Source organism: Acidovorax sp. LjRoot66, from assembly GCF_964253305.1.
In the GTDB taxonomy this organism is placed as follows: Bacteria; Pseudomonadota; Gammaproteobacteria; order Burkholderiales; family Burkholderiaceae_C; genus Acidovorax.
This window is the reverse complement of the sequence record NZ_CAXUQU020000001.1, coordinates 3,586,871-3,602,047: the sequence shown is the minus strand read 5'-3', so window position 1 is coordinate 3,602,047 and position 15,177 is coordinate 3,586,871. Positions and strand designations below refer to the sequence as shown.

Genomic DNA, 15,177 nt, shown 5'->3' with positions numbered 1-15,177 from the left:
GCGCCGCATGGTCAACCCAACAGGAGTCAAGACATGTCTTACATCGACGGTTTCGTGATCGCAGTACCCACCGCCAACAAGCAAAAATTCATCGAGCACGCGCGCAAGCTCGACCCGATCTTCATCGAGCTGGGCGCCATCCGGGTGATCGAGGGCTGGGGCGATGACGTCCCCGACGGCAAAGTCACCGATTTCCGCCGCGCGGTCCAGGCCACGGCCGAGGAAACGGTGGCGTTTTCGTGGGTCGAATGGCCGGACAAGGCCACACGCGACGCAGGCATGAAGAAGATGATGGAAGACCCGCGCATGGACCCGTCCGCCCCCGGCAACCCGCCCATGCCCTTCGACGGCAAACGCATGATCTTCGGCGGCTTCGAACAGGTGGTCGAAGTGAAGGCTTGAGCAGTCCCCAACGTCGCGCAGCGCGCACGCTCCCCGGTGCAACTCGCGGGCTGGCAGTGGCAGGGTCCGGTCGCAGCTCGAACACTGCCAGCCTGCCACGCTGCGCATGTGGTCGAGGGCTTCAGGTGTCGCTGATAAAGTTGCAAGTGCGTATTTCGGTCGCTGCTGGACAGTGGGGACGAACTGAGCTGGACAGCTGGAACGGCGGGAGCTGGACACTCAGTTCGGCGCTCGTGGTCATTTCCAAATCGGGGACGTGAGCATCTGTGCAGCTTTGTCCAGTCGCCTTCTTGGGTGATACAGGGCGCTGGAGCCACCAGCTAGACTTCCGCTATCGGCCGAGGCTGTGTGAAAACGTCGATGGCTGACTTTTGCGGGGGTACTTCAACCATTGCTCGCATCGAGATCGAGCGTTGTAGGCCGTTCTGAGCGGTCGATTTCTGAGAAGACCAGCAGCACCAGGGCATATGGCGCGTTTTTACACAGCCTCGGCCAAGAGTGGACGTTGGAGTCCGGCACTTAGACAAAATGCACCCTTCTTCGATGATCAATCAGCTGCTCGAGGCTGTCTGGATATGTCCGCCAAGGAAGACACATCCTGCTTGGGTAGACCAAACAACAGCGGCTATTGCAACTGACCTTGTCAGATTGACTATCGCCGAATCCCCGACGGTCCAAGTTTCACCATGCGAGGTTTCAATACCAGGTGCCTACCCAGCCCTGGGCATCAAACTGCAGGAAGTGTCGAGTTCGACAAGGATGCCAGCGGGCTGGCCGGAAAACTGGAGGGCGTCCGAGCAAATCGACGCGGTTCGGAAGTATTTACCCGCAGTGATTGCAGAAGTTCGCGTTTGGGACGCCTTGGGCGAAGGCCCTGATTCAGCTATCCAACTTGTCTTCGTAACTGGCCTGGCACTCACTGTAAGGCATCAGTATCCCCCGATGACCTTGGGCGTGGACATAAGTCGTCGAGGCCATCTGTAGGATGCGGCTAAGGTTCACACGGGAAAGCTGTGCCGCTGCTGCGGCGGCATACGGCCGAGGCTGTGTGAAAACGTCGATGGCTGACTTTTGCGGGGGTATTTCAACCATTGCTCGCATCGAGATCGTGCCTTGTAGGCCGTTCTGAGCGGTCGATTTCTGAGAAGACCAGCAGCACCAGGGCGTATGGCGCGTTTTTACACAGCCTCTGCCATAAGCGAACATGTAACGACTGCCTCTTTTCACAGGATTTTTAATGAGGTTAGAGCTTGAAGAGCATGGCAGAAAGCTCAGCAATTTCAACGGTTTACAGCCGAAACGCAAGCCGGCGCTGGGCGCAAGCGCGGCGATAGATAGCGGCGTGAGCCCCATAAGAATTTAGCCATGCAAGCGCGCCGCCTTCGTAATCTATCAAGCATTCGCCAAACCGAGTTGCGGAGTCAGTACCCCTGGCTCAAAACAGTAGTCTGGAACGAAGAGAACCGCTTTGGCATCCCGAGAGGGGTGGCGATCACCGTCTTCGATCATTGGCTTACGCGCGACGAAGCCAATAGACTTTTGGAAAATGTCCCACGAGAGGAGCAGCAAATTCGGAACGCATGTCACGCTGCGTTCTGTGCTTTGCTTGTTGCCGAAACACCTGTCCTGTCCTTTACTTTTCGCAGGCGCGCGCATGACCGCACCACATTTCGCGAGTTCATCTCCCCAGAGGCGCTATCAAATTACTGCACGCCGAATGGTGGCCAAACTCTTAGGCACCGTCATTTTCAAGTCGTCCTACCCGAGCTGGACTGCGCATTTTTGGAAAGCTGGGATGACACGCATCACTTCTATTTCAACAATCCCGCGTGCATTGAACCCGTTCGTGAATGGGCCGAGAGATGTGGCCTGTATCTACTTGAGCATCGCTAACCAGTCGCTCGAGCCGACTCAGGTCGGCAGGCCGTCGCTCGCGGCTCAGCTTCACCATTGAACGACTGCTTTGCGGAATCTTGAACTTCCGCTGTGGGCCGAGGTTGTGTGAAAACGTCGATAGACGAATTTCGGGGGGTACTTCAACCATTTCTCGCATCGACATCGTGCGTTGTAGGCCGATCTGAGCGGTCGATTTTTGATTCGGCTGGCAAGTCAAGGGCGTAAAGCGCGTTTTCACACAGCCTCGGCCCAAAGCGGACTTTCGACCAGATTCAACCCAATGCAATTGGACATGGTCAAGTCAAACTCATCGTGCGGAGGCGACGGTCCGCTCCATGCTGGCAATCAAGACCGCATCGACCTCGTCCGGATCCTGCGCCTGCCGTTGCCGGAGGCGTTCAAGCACCGTGCCTGTTGCGGCATGGTCTCGCCACGCTTCGATGGTCCAGTCGCCACGCAGATGGACTACCCAGTTTGTCTCGTTCATCATGGCGTCGAGCAACTCGCCTTCGGTATCCGGGTTGGCTCCGTGGCTCAACAGCAGCTCGACAAGTGGCAGGCAGATCGAACGCATCTCCGTGCCTCGACCGCACAGGAGCAACGCGACGGCACCGAGAAGAGGGCCGCGCCAATGCAGGCTCTTGTAGCTACCCGCCGCGCCTCTGCCTTTGCTCGACAGCTTTTCCACGCACAGGCGCACCGTCATGTTTGCGTCCAGGCCTCGGGCAAGCAGCCCGCCAATGAAGTTGGCGACCAGGTTGGCATCGCGCTGCGGGACAAAACGGCGCTCGTCGCTTAGCGTGGCATCGGTTATCCAGGCCAGATTATCGGTATCGAAAAGGCCCTTTAGCACCTCGTCCTGAAACGCATCTGGCTCCATCCAGAATTCAGCGCTCGCACCGCTTGCGAGAAGTTCGTTGGCCAGGGTCAGCGGTCTGCATCCCATCGTGGGGTGACGAAACAAGTTGCGCAGCAAGGAGATGGGGCGGTGATCCCACAGCGGTGTGTCCAGGTCCACCCCCGCGGCGACCAGCTCGGCAATGGTGTCGGCGTCGCGTTCCTGAAAGTACATTCGCTCGAGGCGGCGTTGATCACTCATGGTCGGCGGCGGTACGGAGCGCGCCCCCAATGCCTCCAACACGGCCAGTACGCCTGGCCGGTTGTCGAATAGAAATCTGCTGTTGAAGAGCAGACTCCCCTCCAGTTGGCCCTTGTGGGCCCAGCGGATCTGCGCGTTGACGTCAACGCCCTCGCGCGACGCCAGCAAGGCCAATAGCTCAGGATACTCGCAGAGCACAAGCAGCACATTTGCGGAACGCCACAGCGCCGAGGGATCGGCCTGCGGCGCCTCGACGAGCGTGCGCAGCAGTGCGGGTGCCGCCTTGCCGCCGTGGCGCTTAATCGCCCCAGCGATCTCGTCGACCCAAGCAAGGCAAGCGATCACGTCAGCTCCGGCGTTCAACAAGGCCGACACCGCCTTGCCAAGGCTGGCCTTGGCCGCATGTACCAGTAGCGGCGCGCCGTCGACGAGCGCGTCCTTCGGTGCGCCGCCCTTGATGGCCTTGGCGAAGGCTGCTTCCTTGCCCTCGAGCAGCAACTCCAGCAGCTGCTCCTCCTCGGTCAGCGTCGGCGCCGGGAAGGCCTTGGCCGCAACCTTCTTGCCGCCCTGGTAGTGCAGCGTTCGCGTTTCGCCGACCTGCCCGTACCAGATGCGTACCCGGATGTGCGTCGCGCCAGCGTCGTGCAATGCCTGGATGTGCGCTTTCTCCAGTTCGTCGCCGGATGAGCTGTCGACCACGAAGCGCAGTGTCTCGCCGCGCAGCGACGCACTGGTCAAGAAGGGCTTCTCCCAGTCGTCGAAGCAAACCTGCAGTGGCGCGGGCCACTGGTCAGCAAACTTGCCGACGGCGATCTGAAGGTGATCGTGCAGCGTGGAAAGCTTGAGAGCGTCTGCACCTACGCAAGTAAAAGTCAGGATGTTGGAAGACATGAGGGTGGTGTAGAAAAGCGAAAAGGCGTCTGAGGCGCCATTGTGTCCAGGCGCGGTGCCCGCTGGCTTGACAAATTGTCCACAGACCCATATTCGGTCTTTCCGACCTTCAATCGACGCTGCAAATTCGGTTTTTGGCTTGGCTATCGCAAAAACGCAATGGCCGCTCTTGGCCGAGGCTGTGTGAAAACCCTTCCTACAACCGCAGCCCAAAACTAAAATAACGGCACCCGATTGAAGCGAGGTGCCCCATGAAGCGATTCATCGAAGGCGAAGACCGGCAACAGGTCACCATGCTACCGGAGTGCCTGGACGACTACATCGCAGAAGACAACCCGGTGCGCGTTGTCGATGTGTTTGTCGAAGAGCTCAATCTTCGGGCACTCGGTTTCGATGGGATCAATCCGGCGGTCACTGGCCGGCCTGCCTACCACCCGGCCGTACTGCTCAAGCTCTACATCTACGGGTACTTGAACCGCATCCAGTCAAGCCGCCGGCTGGAGCGCGAAGCCCAGCGCAATGTCGAGCTGATGTGGCTGACCGGACGCCTTGCACCGGACTTCAAGACCATTGCGGACTTCCGTCGAAGCAACGGCGCTGGCATCCGCAACGCCTGCAAGCGCTTCATCGCCATGTGCCGACAGTTGAACCTCTTCTCGCGGGCCATCGTGGCGATTGACGGCAGCAAGTTCAAGGCCGTCAACAGCCGTGATCGCAACTTCACCGCTGGCAAGATCGAAGCCCGCCAGCAGCAGATCGAGCAGAGCATCCAGCGTTACCTGGACGCGCTGGAGACCGCAGACCGCACGCAGCCCGCTGAGGTCGAAGCCAAGACAGAACGACTGCAGGAGAAGCTAAAAAAGCTGCGCGAACAGATGCGGCAACTTGATGGGCTCAAGGAGCAATTGAAGAGCCTGCCCGATGGCCAGGTCTCCCTCGCCGACCCCGATGCACGTTCGATGGCCACCCAAGCGAAGGGCTCAGGCGTGGTGGGCTACAACGTGCAGACTGCTGTCGATGCCAGGCACCATCTGATCGTTGCGCACGAGGTAACGAACGTGGGCAATGACCGGGCACAGCTGCACAACATGGCCTGTGCCGCAGACCAGGCCATGGGGGGCGAGAGCCTGCAGGCCTTCGCCGACCGGGGCTACTTCAGTGGCCCACAGCTCAAGGCCTGCGAAGACGCAGGCATCACGACCTTCGTGCCCAAGCCGATGACATCCAACGCGAAAGCCGAGGGGCGCTTCGACAAAGGCGACTTCATCTACATCGCCAAGGATGACGAGTACCAATGCCCTGCAGGCGAGCGTGCGATCCATCGGTTCAGAACGGTTGAGAAGGGCCTGAGCCTGAGTATCTATTGGTCAAGCGCCTGTCCGCACTGCCCACTACGCGAGCAATGCACGACCAGCAAATACCGACGTGTCCGGCGATGGGAACACGAAGAAGTGCTGGAGCGCGTTCAGCAACGGCTGGACAGCAACCCCGAGGCAATGACATTGCGCAGATCAACGGTGGAGCATGTCTTCGGCACGCTCAAGCACTGGATGGGCTCGACGCACTTCCTGATGAAGACCCTCAAGCACGTAGGCACCGAGATGAGCCTGCATGTGCTGGCCTACAACCTCAAGCGGGTGATGGGCGTGATGGGGATCGCGCAGATGATGCAGGCAATGCGGATGGCGAAGGCGTGAGGCCTTTGTTGGCTTTTTACAGGCCGAGAAAGGCTTCAGGAAGGCGTCAAAAGGCCCCAGGTGCGCCAAAACCGGCTGTGCAACAGCACTGGTGGAAAATGCGGCTCAGTGCGGCGGGATGGGGCCGGCTCGCCTGCTCGTTGAGCGTTTCCACACAGCCTCGGCCGATGGCAGCCATCGTATCAGCGGCAGTCTCGGGCCCATTGCCGTCCTCGCCCAGCGAGTCTGAACGAAGGCTGTTCACCGGATACGGCCAGTCGCCCCATGTCTGACTACAGCCCGCGTCGGCCATGACCCGACCCACTTCTCTTTTCTTGCCAGAGCGCCGCGTCGCCGCCCGGTGAGCAGCCTGGCGACGGTCAATGCATCGGCTGCCCGAGCCGCTTGCTGGCCCTGGAGATTGCGTAGTTCACCAGGCAGTAGAGCGCCGCGACAACGAGGTACACGGGCACCAGTGAGTTGTAGTTGGCGATGAGCACCTTGGCGTTCTGCATCAGCTCGCCATAGGTGACGACATAGCCGAACGTGGTGTCCTTGACCACGATGACCAGCTGCGCGACCAGCGCCGGCACGATGTAGCGAAGGGCCTGGGGGAAGACGATGTGCAAAAAGACCTGGGCTTCGGTCAGCCCCAGGCTTCGCGCGGCATCGGTCTGGCCGCGGGGAACGGCGAGCACGCCTGCGCGATAGACCTCGGCCACCACCGCGGCGGTGCTCAGGCCGACGGGCAGGGTCAGCATCCAGTAGGTGGCGAGCTTGATGCCCACCGATGGCAGCGCCAGGAAGCACACGTAGATGAGCAGCAGCGTGGGCGTGCCGCGCAGGAACTCGATCACCGCGATGCTCGGCCAGCGTACGAGCCGGGGCTTGGCCAGCCGCCCCAGCAGCAGCACCAGCCCCAACGCCAGCGCGATGGCGGCCGCCATCGCCGCCGATGCCAGCGTGCCGAGCAGGCCTTTGCCCAGGAAGGCCCAGGTCGTCGGCCGGGCGAAGAATTCCCACAGGCGCGGCTCGAGCTGCCCTGCCGAGTGGAAGCGGAACACGACGGCTGCAGCCATCAGCACCAGCACGGCGGCTGCGACCACGCTCACCACGCGCGTCAGCTTGCGGGCCTGCGGGCTGGGCGCGGCGAAAAGGATGTCTTCCAGGGCGCGGCTCATCGCAGGATCCGCACTTTCTTTTCCAGCGTGGCACCGGCCCAGGCGATGAGCAAGCCGCTGGCCACGTACATCGCGGCGGCCACGGCGAATGCGGCCATGCCGGCGGCGGAGTCGGTGGCGATCTTGGACACGAGCGCGGTGAGCTCGCGCCCCGGCAGAGGCACCTGCGACGCCAACGAGGTCGACAGCATCAGCGCAATGAGCAGCGAGGTCATCGGCTGCACCACGGCGCGCAGCGCCTGCGGCAAGACCACCGCAGTGATGACGCGCATCGGGCGCATGCCCAGGCTGAGTGCGGCCTCGGCCTGGCCACCGGCAACGGTGTTGATGCCCGTGCGGACGTAGTCCGCCGTGAATGCAGAACAGACCAGGGTCAAGGTGAGGACCACGCTCGGCTCATAGTCGATGAGGACGTTGAGATCGGGCAGTGCGAACACGATGAAGATCAGCAGCGCCACGCTGGGAATGTTGCGAAAGATCTCGACGTAGACCGTCATGGCCAGGCGCAGCGGCCCAACGGGCAGCAGCCTGAGCACCGCCACCACCATGCCCAGCGCGAAGCCGGCCACAAAGGACAGCGCGGTGAGCTTCCACGTGAGCAAAAGGGCCTGCCCGAAAGCAGGCCCGTAGTCAGCCAGGAGCCGAGAAACCCCGTCCATTGTTTACGGGAGGGCGGGCGGCTTGGGCACGTCGGTGCTGCCGGTGCGCTGGCCGATGGACACGGTCCACAGCTTGGCCCAGGTGCCGTCGGCTTCGATCTTCTTCAAGAAGGCATTGATGAAGGCTACGCCATCCGAGCCCTTGGTCAGGCCGATGCCGTAGGGATCTTGCGCACCGAAGGGGGCGCCCGCCAGCTTCGCGTCGCCGGTGCCCAGGCTCAGGGCGTTGAGCAGCAGCGTGTGGTCGGTCACATAGGCATCCACGCGCCCCTGGCGCAGTGCGTCCAGGGCCTCCTGGTGCGTCTGGAACTCTTGCACCGTGGCCTTGGGCGCGACCTGCGCCAGGATGGCAGGCCCGGTGGAGCCGGCCTGCGTGGCGGTCTTCTTGCCGGCCAGGTCGTTGTACGACTGGATCGCCTTGTTGTTCGACTTGACCAGCACCCCGGCCTGCGAGGTGTAGTAGGGCCCTGCGAACGCAATTTTCTCGGCGCGTGCGGGGGTGATGGAATACGTGGCGAACACCATGTCCACCTGGTCGTTGATGAGCACCTGCTCGCGGGTGGACGAGTTCACCTGCGTGAACTGGTACTTGGCCCCATCGCCCAGGATGTAGCGCGTGACGAGTTGGGCCAGGCCTGCGTCGAAACCGCGAATTTTGCCGTCCTTCTCGTTGAGCAGCGAGAAGAGATTGGAGGTCTGGGTACCGCCCAGACGCAGCGTGCCGGCCTGCTTGACCTTGGTGGCCCAGGTGCTCGATGCAATGGTCGCCGCATCGGCGACGGGGCCCTGCGCTACCAGCGCGTCAAACGCCGCCGCGTTGATGGGTGTGCCCTGTGCAAGAACAGACCCGCCGGTGGCGAGCACCAGTGCGACAACGGAGAACTTCAGAGTGGATGTGATCGACATGCGGCCTTCTTCTTGGAGGTGTGTGACGTTGTGCAATGTATAGCAATTGTGCAATGCGCCGGTTGTCGTTCACGGCTTCGCTTCAAGCCACAGCTTATGGCTGCGGCTGTGTGAAAACGCGCGTTACGCCCTTGACTTGCCGGCCTGCCAAAAAGTCGACCGCTCAGATCGGCCTACAACGCACGATCTCGATGCGAGCAATGGTGGAAGTACCGCCGCAAAAGTCTGCTATCGACATTTTCACATGGCCCCGGTCGATAGCTGCCATCGCAGCAGCGGCAGCAATGGATCTGAAGGGAGCCGCCCTACCTTCGGTGCTTGCCCACGTCTCTTCAAACGACACCGCCTCACCGACGGCTTCGAGAACGATGCCGGCTACCCGCCACGCGGCGCATGCACTGCCATAAGCTCCACGATCCAGTCGATGAACACCCGCAGCTGCTTGCTCACATAGCGGTTGGGCGGGTAGGCCACATACAGGGGCATGGCATCGATGCGCCAGTCCGTGAACAGCGGCACCAGCGCACCGCTGGCGACATGCTGCCGGGCCATGTAATGGGGCAGCCACAGCGCGCCCAGGCCGGACAGGCCTGCGGTGAGGTAGGTGTTGCCGTCGTCGATGGCCAGCACGTAGCGCCCGCCGACCTTGGCCGTCTCGCGGCCCTTGCGCATGGCGTAGGGCAGGTCCCCGTCCCACCGGTAGCGCACGATGCGGTGGCGCGGGTCGCGCAGTTCATCGGGGTGCACGGGCGTGCCCGCCTGCGCCAGGTAGGCCGGCGCGGCATACACGCCCAGTTGCAGGTCGCCCACGTGGCGCGCGACCAGCCCTTGGTCCTTGATCTCGCCGCCGCGCACCACGCAATCGACGTTCTCGCCGATCAGGTCGACCTTGCGGTCGCTGGCGCCTATGTCGAACTGGATGTCGGGGAAGCGGGCATGGAAGGCGGGCAGCGCCGGCACCAGGAGGATGTTGGCCAGGGGGCTGGGCACGTCCACGCGCAGCAGGCCGCGCGGCGCCGTGGGGGCGCCGGGGAGATTGCCTTCGATGTCATCGAGCTCCGCCAGCAGGCGCACCACCCGCTCGTAGTAGACGGCGCCGTCGGTGGTGACGTTGACCCGGCGGGTCGTGCGGTGCAGCAGCTTGAGCTGCAGGCGCGCCTCCAGCTGTTGCACCAGCTGGGTCACCGTGGTGCGGCTCCAGCCCAAGTTGTCGGCGGCCTTGGTGAAGCTGCCCGACTCGACCACCCGCACGAAGGCCCGCATGCCGTCAAACCTGTCCACAGGGCTCTCCCAAAGATTGTCCTTATTTTACAAACAGTGATGCAGGAGGCGGTGGCTTTATCCAAACAATCGCCAGGGCTACAGTGACTGCACCAACCCACCCATGGAGCCCCCAATGAGTCAAAGCAAAGCCATTTTCCCCGCCGGTCGCCAGGATCTGTATGCCAACCACCGGTACTCGGCAGCCATCCAGTCCGGCGATCTGCTGTTCGTCTCTGGCCAGGTCGGCAGCCGCAGCGACGGCTCGCCCGAGCCCGACTTCGAAGCCCAGGTGCGCCTGGCCTTCACCAACCTGCAAGCGACGCTGAAGGCAGGCGGCGGCAGCCTCAGCGACATCGTGGATGTGACCACCTTCCATACCGATCCGCAGAACCAGTTCGAGACGGTGCTGGCCGTGAAGAACGATGTCTTCCCCAGCGCGCCCTACCCCAACTGGACGGCGCTCGGGGTCACCTGGCTGGCAGGGTTCGACTTTGAGATCAAGGTCATCGCCCGGATCCCCGGCTGACGGGGCTGTGCGGGCTGCGGCTGGCAGAAATCGCCATGCCAAAGCTGCACAGGGCCTTGAGCAAAACCGCAGCCCGGCGTGCGCCGTGACAGCCTAGATCCTCACGAGGTTGTGCATCGACAGTGCGCCAAAAGGCAGCGAGGCGAGCGGCCCACCGACGTCGAGCGCGCCCAGGTCGATCGGGAAGAAGCCGGTGGCTTCGATGATGCCGCGCACCTCGGCCTTTGCTGCGGCATCGTCGCCCGAGTAGAACAACACACGCTTGCCCCCTGCCACCGCAGGCTGCTGCAGCACGTTGACGTCCAGGTGGTTGAACGCCTTGACGACCCGGGCCCCTGCTGCAAACTGCTGGATGATCTGGCTGGAGTGCTTTCCTCCCAGGTCCACGGCCTTGATGCCATAGGCGGCAAGGGGATTGCTTGGGTCTTTGGCGTCTGGCGATGCCGGGTCGATGAATTCCACCGGGTTGGTGCCATCGATCACGATACGGCCGTTCCAGGCCGGCAAGCCGCCCAGCACTTTCTGCGCGTCGGTCCAGCGCACTGCAACCATCACGATGTCTGCGCTTGCAGCCTCTTGCACGGTGCCTGCCTTGATGGAGGACCCGATCTCTGCGACCAGCGCTGCCAGCGATTCAGGCCCGCGGCTGTTGGCGATGGTAGCGGAGATGCCGTTTTTGGCGAGAGCGCGGGCGAAGTTGGAGCCCAGGGCGCCGGAGCCGATGATGCCGATAGTCATTTGATTTCCTTTGAAGGTATGCAGGGGGATGAAAAACCGGAGCTGCCCGCCCCTCGCAATCTGGGCAGCTCCCTCCATGAAAACCAGGCAGACCTGGCTTTTAATGAATGTGTGTCACCGTCGCTATGACATTTTGAACAAAAAATAGGCCGTCCGAAGTCACCAGACGAGAGGGATGGAGAACTTGCCGAGCCGGGCCACTTCGGCAGCGACATCTGCAACGGTGGTCTTGGCGAGCTCTTGCTCCAGGGCGCCGCGCGCCCGGGCCAAGGTGGGTTGCAGCGCCTGCAGAATATTGCCGCCCACCGCGCAGTTCTCGCACGGCGGCGTGCGATGGAGCGAAAAAAGCTCGGGGTCTTCGACGGCCTCGTACACATCCAGCAGCCGGATGTCGGCAGCAGCCTTGGCCAACATCGCCCCGCCGCCAGCGCCCAGTTGCGAACGGGTGAATCCGGCTTCGCCCAGCCGCGACAGCAGGCCCCGTATCACCACCGCGCTGGTGTTCACCGAGTACGCGAGATCTTCGGATCGCATGGGCGTTCCATCGCTGACGGCCAAGGCGGTCAGGACGTGCACTGCTACGGCGAAGCGGGTACTGGTGGGCATGGAGAAAATTGGATTCGTTTGTGCTTGTGTGTAAATGACTTTATTACATATATTTTTGATTGTCAACGGGCGAACGGAAACAGCGGCACCGGGTGCGATGGCATTTCGGCAACCGCTGCGCCTGCAGCAGCCGCTTCGTGCGCTGCCGACGTGCAAAGCAGTGCCCGAGTTGGCGTCATTGCGGTGCAGGCCCGCACTCCCGCCCGCGGCCTGGTGCCATGTGCCACATTGCCTGTCACATGACAGTCACTGTGGGCCAGCGGTACTTACCCCTGTGGCGGCCCGTGGCAAGGGCCCCTAGCATCCCTCTTCGTTGCAACCTGCAACGATCACATCGTCCTCGGCACCAAACTTGCTGATAGGGACGGCCAGAAAATGCCCACCCGCATTGTCTGGCCTGTGAATATTGTCATCAAACACAATTTGATTGAGGGAACCTTGCCAATGAAAACGATGAATCGCTGCGCCATTGCAGCGCTGGCCCTGGTGGGCACGTCTGCTGCGTTTGCCCAGAGCAGCGTAACCCTGTACGGCCGGATCAACACCACGTTCGAGCGCCAGAAGGATGGCGACGTGTCCAAGACCGGGCTGTTCAACAACTCCTCCCGCTTCGGCTTCAAGGGTCAGGAAGACCTGGGCGGCGGCTTGAAGGCGGGCTTCCAGCTGGAAAGCGGCTTTGACTCCAGCACCGGTGCCACGGACTCCCGCGGTGTCTTCGCCCGCCAGAGCGAGGTGAACCTCTCCGGCGGCTTCGGCATGGTGCGCATGGGCAACTTCACCTCGGAGTCGTACTACGCCACCGCCGACTACATCAGCAACCACAACCACGACACCGGTTCGTCGGCAGATGCGCTGTATGCCTACCCGGCCCGCGACGTGAACAAGATCGCCTACCGCACACCGAGCTTTGGTGGCGCCACGTTCGAGGCCGGCTGGGCCATGCACGAGAAGGTGAGCGGCACCGGCGGCAAGAACAGCGTCGACCTGGCCGCCAACTACGCCATCGGCGCGTTGGGCCTGGGTGCCGGCTACTCCAAGCTTGACGACCAGAGCCAGTTTGCCGTGCGCGCTTCGTATTCGACCGGCCCGTTCGTGCTGGGCGCCTATGTGCAGCGTGACAAGAACGCCTTCATCGCCAATGGCGGCAACCGCACCAACGTGCGCTTGTCGGCTGCCTACATCGTGGATGTGTCCGAGTTCCACCTGAACGTGGGCCGCGCAGGCGACTACTCCCGCGTGGACAACACGGCCGCCACCCAGTACACGCTGGGCTACAACTACCACCTGAGCAAGCGCACCAAGATCTACACCTACTACACCCGCATCAACAACAACCAGGCCGCCAACTACGGCGTGTCGGCCGCCGGCAACGATTTCAGCTCGTTTGCCATGGGGGTGCGCCACAACTTCTGATGGCGTCATGCCCGCTGCTGCCCTGACTGGTGGGAGGGCAGAGACACAGCTACTTGGCCCGCACTTCTTTGGGGAGTGCGGGCTTTTTTACGCCAGGGAGATGGCGATTCGCCTTGCGCTCAGCGGCAGGCAGGGGCATGCTGTGGCGCTACGGCACAACGTCACCCCGAGGAACACGCCATGACCACCCAGACCACACGCACGCTGCTGGCCCTGTCTGCCCTTCTGATCCAGGCGGGCGCCACTGCCTATGCGGCAGACATGCCACCGACACCGCCGCCGCCGGCACCCACCCGCCCCGCCAGCCAGCCGCCTGCGCATACGCAAGCCCCGGCAGCAGACAAGCTGGCCCAGGCGCGCTACTTCACCCGCTCGCTGCAGTGGTCTGCGGCGTTCGAGGAGCTCAAGCGCATCAACGACACGGGCAGCGCCGACTGGCACAACCTGATGGGCTACACGCTGCGCCACAGCAAGAAGCCCGACCTGGTTGCAGCCGGCAAGCACTACGATGAAGCGCTGCGCATCGACCCGCGCCATCGCAACACGCTCGAATACTCCGGTGAGCTGTACCTGATGAAGGGGCAGCTCGGCAAGGCGCAGGCGCGCCTGGCCACCCTGGGCAGCGAGTGCGGCGCCAGTGGCTGCCAGCAATACGCACTGCTGCAGTCCGCGATAGAGAGCTATAAGGCGGCGGGCAACAAGTACGTGCCGTCGACCTGGTAAGAGCGGCTAACAAAACTCTTCTGGCGTCGTTGCCGCGTCTTGTCGTACTACGCGTACTGCCTGCAAGACATCTGATGTGTAGCGCCTAGCCAGAACCGCTTCGCTGAGTTTTGTTATCCGCTCCAAGTAGCCTGCATCGTCAGCACCGCCCCTCGGGCGTCTTCTCCAGCTCACCCAGCTTGTCCACCACCAGCGCGATGAAGGCAGACACCGCCAGCGGCAGGTGCCTGCGGCTCGGGTACAGCACGGTGAGGCCCTGGCCCTTGCGCTGGTACTGGGGCAGCACGGGCACCAGCAGACCGGCCTGCACATCGAGCCGGGACATGCCGGCCGGCAGCAGCGCAACGCCCAGGCCGGCCACGGCGGCGCGGCGCAGGGCCTGGGCGGTGTTGGCGCCAAAGCGGCCGCTGGCCTGCTGCACCTCGTGCACGGCGCCATCGGGCCCCACCAGACGCCAGGTGCCGCTGCTGCCCGCATGGCTGGCCATGATGGCGTCGTGCCCGGCCAGCTCCGCCAGCGTGGCGGGCATGCCGCGCGCGGCCAGGTAGGCGGGGCTGGCCACCAGGCAGTCGCCCCGGGCCCCGAACAGCTGGCGGCCCACATAGCCCGAATCACCCACCTCCCCGCCGCGAAACGCCACGTCGATGCGCTCGGCAATCAGGTCCGACCGCCCATCGCTGAGCACGAAATCGAGCCGCACGCGCGGGTGCGCGGCCAGGAAGGCGGCGATCCACTCCATGGGAAAGAAGTCGAAGAAATCCGCCGGCACCGCCACGCGCACCGAGCCGGTGGGCTCGTCGCTGCCCAGGCGCAGCTCTTGCCCGGCCTCTTGCAGGCCATCGACGGCACCCGCACAGCGCTCATGGAAGGCCTCGCCCGCGCTGGTGAGGGTGAGCTTGCGGGTGGAGCGCTGCAGCAGGCGCGTGCCCAGCTGCGATTCGAGCTGCTGCACGCGCCGGCTCACGGTGTTGGGCGGCACGCCCAGGCGGCGTGCGGCCTCGGCAAAGCTGCCGCAGCGCACCACCTGCACGAACAGGGCGACGTCATTGAGGTCGAGCGCAGGTGTGGTCACGGATACCTTGCATGGATGGATGAGTGCAATCCCATTGTGCCATCTAGTCAACCAATTGGGTACGCCCTAACCTTCAAGGCATCGGGGTGCACTGCCCCTCCACCACTCCCAGGAAGGACTCCCACC

The 15,177-nt window shown here is 62.9% G+C and carries 14 protein-coding genes; 6 read left to right on the top strand and 8 right to left on the bottom strand.

The window, feature by feature from the left end:
- Nucleotides 1-33 precede the first annotated feature (33 nt).
- Both ACSQ3Y_RS16920 and ACSQ3Y_RS16915 read left to right on the top strand, forming a co-directional pair.
- Nucleotides 34-402 carry a DUF1428 domain-containing protein gene (locus ACSQ3Y_RS16920; RefSeq protein ID WP_057265395.1) on the top strand — a complete coding sequence of 123 codons (369 nt, stop codon included), beginning with the start codon at nt 34-36 and terminating at the stop codon, nt 400-402.
- 1,365 nt (nt 403-1,767) lie between these two features.
- Nucleotides 1,768-2,295 carry a hypothetical protein gene (locus tag ACSQ3Y_RS16915; RefSeq protein WP_157412638.1) on the top strand — a complete coding sequence of 176 codons (528 nt, stop codon included), beginning with the start codon at nt 1,768-1,770 and terminating at the stop codon, nt 2,293-2,295.
- A 310-nt stretch (nt 2,296-2,605) separates the two neighbouring features.
- On the opposite strand, the gene ACSQ3Y_RS16910 is transcribed toward ACSQ3Y_RS16915, so the two are convergent.
- Nucleotides 2,606-4,288: a hypothetical protein gene (locus tag ACSQ3Y_RS16910; RefSeq protein ID WP_436178161.1), complete on the bottom strand. Its 1,683-nt coding sequence runs from the start codon at nt 4,286-4,288 to the stop codon at nt 2,606-2,608.
- A gap of 251 nt (nt 4,289-4,539) precedes the next feature.
- Between ACSQ3Y_RS16910 and ACSQ3Y_RS16905 the strand changes: the two genes are divergently transcribed.
- Nucleotides 4,540-5,985: an IS1182 family transposase gene (locus ACSQ3Y_RS16905; RefSeq protein ID WP_436178160.1), complete on the top strand. Its 1,446-nt coding sequence runs from the start codon at nt 4,540-4,542 to the stop codon at nt 5,983-5,985.
- A gap of 359 nt (nt 5,986-6,344) precedes the next feature.
- Here ACSQ3Y_RS16905 and ACSQ3Y_RS16900 read toward each other — a convergent pair whose 3' ends face one another.
- From ACSQ3Y_RS16900 to ACSQ3Y_RS16885, 4 genes are all read right to left on the bottom strand, one after another.
- Entirely contained in the window at nt 6,345-7,145 is an 801-nt protein-coding gene (locus ACSQ3Y_RS16900; protein WP_436178159.1) for an amino acid ABC transporter permease, read from the bottom strand.
- Nucleotides 7,142-7,804: an amino acid ABC transporter permease gene (locus ACSQ3Y_RS16895; protein WP_436178158.1), complete on the bottom strand. Its 663-nt coding sequence runs from the start codon at nt 7,802-7,804 to the stop codon at nt 7,142-7,144. The genes ACSQ3Y_RS16900 and ACSQ3Y_RS16895 overlap by 4 nt, the downstream gene beginning before the upstream one ends.
- A 3-nt stretch (nt 7,805-7,807) precedes the next feature.
- Nucleotides 7,808-8,710: a glutamate ABC transporter substrate-binding protein gene (locus tag ACSQ3Y_RS16890; protein ID WP_436178157.1), complete on the bottom strand. Its 903-nt coding sequence runs from the start codon at nt 8,708-8,710 to the stop codon at nt 7,808-7,810.
- Between the two features lie 375 nt (nt 8,711-9,085).
- Complete coding sequence (locus ACSQ3Y_RS16885; RefSeq protein ID WP_436178156.1) at nt 9,086-9,991, bottom strand: LysR substrate-binding domain-containing protein; 906 nt, start codon at nt 9,989-9,991, stop codon at nt 9,086-9,088.
- A gap of 115 nt (nt 9,992-10,106) precedes the next feature.
- On the opposite strand from ACSQ3Y_RS16885, the gene ACSQ3Y_RS16880 reads away from it, so the two are divergent.
- Complete coding sequence (locus tag ACSQ3Y_RS16880; protein ID WP_428001027.1) at nt 10,107-10,499, top strand: RidA family protein; 393 nt, start codon at nt 10,107-10,109, stop codon at nt 10,497-10,499.
- Between the two features lie 93 nt (nt 10,500-10,592).
- On the opposite strand, the gene ACSQ3Y_RS16875 is transcribed toward ACSQ3Y_RS16880, so the two are convergent.
- Together ACSQ3Y_RS16875 and ACSQ3Y_RS16870 are read right to left on the bottom strand one after the other, a co-directional pair.
- Nucleotides 10,593-11,237 (bottom strand): NADPH-dependent F420 reductase, encoded by a 645-nt coding sequence (locus ACSQ3Y_RS16875; RefSeq protein WP_436178155.1) that lies wholly within the window; start codon nt 11,235-11,237, stop codon nt 10,593-10,595.
- 159 nt (nt 11,238-11,396) lie between these two features.
- The gene (locus ACSQ3Y_RS16870; protein ID WP_436178154.1) at nt 11,397-11,843 is read right to left on the bottom strand and encodes an Rrf2 family transcriptional regulator; all 447 of its coding nucleotides are present in this window, start codon (nt 11,841-11,843) and stop codon (nt 11,397-11,399) included.
- 444 nt (nt 11,844-12,287) lie between these two features.
- On the opposite strand from ACSQ3Y_RS16870, the gene ACSQ3Y_RS16865 reads away from it, so the two are divergent.
- On the top strand, nt 12,288-13,256 hold the full coding sequence (locus ACSQ3Y_RS16865) for a porin (RefSeq protein ID WP_436178153.1): 969 nt from the start codon (nt 12,288-12,290) through the stop codon (nt 13,254-13,256).
- A gap of 180 nt (nt 13,257-13,436) precedes the next feature.
- On the top strand, nt 13,437-13,979 hold the full coding sequence (locus tag ACSQ3Y_RS16860; RefSeq protein ID WP_057204475.1) for a tetratricopeptide repeat protein: 543 nt from the start codon (nt 13,437-13,439) through the stop codon (nt 13,977-13,979).
- Nucleotides 13,980-14,118: 139 nt separating this feature from the next.
- On the opposite strand, the gene ACSQ3Y_RS16855 is transcribed toward ACSQ3Y_RS16860, so the two are convergent.
- Nucleotides 14,119-15,051 carry a LysR substrate-binding domain-containing protein gene (locus ACSQ3Y_RS16855; protein WP_436178152.1) on the bottom strand — a complete coding sequence of 311 codons (933 nt, stop codon included), beginning with the start codon at nt 15,049-15,051 and terminating at the stop codon, nt 14,119-14,121.
- Between the last annotated feature and the right edge of the window lie 126 nt (nt 15,052-15,177).